Raw genomic sequence first — 250 nt, forward strand, 5'->3', positions numbered from 1 at the left:
TTTTACAAAGATGGTCAGCTCATGTTGGATTTGAACTCTTTCCTCGTCAAGTTCGCTTGTCCAGATATAAGCTACGTCATCTTCATTCAAGAAAAACGGCTGTGCTTCCGCATAGGCGAACAATTGCTGAGGCGTATGGACGTCAAAAAGAAACAAACCGCCCGGCTTCAAGCCTTCAAACGTTTGACGGAAAGCGTCCGTAATATCCTCTTCCTCTAACAGATAGTTGAGGCTATCACAGAAGGAGATT

General features: G+C 44.4%; 1 pseudogene. It reads right to left on the reverse strand.

What is annotated here, in order from left to right:
- A pseudogene (locus KVT27_RS25590) lies at positions 1-250 on the reverse strand (SAM-dependent methyltransferase); the annotation flags it as partial.

This window comes from Lysinibacillus sp. GbtcB16 (assembly GCF_019091145.1).
GTDB lineage: Bacteria > Bacillota > Bacilli > Bacillales_A > Planococcaceae > Lysinibacillus > Lysinibacillus fusiformis.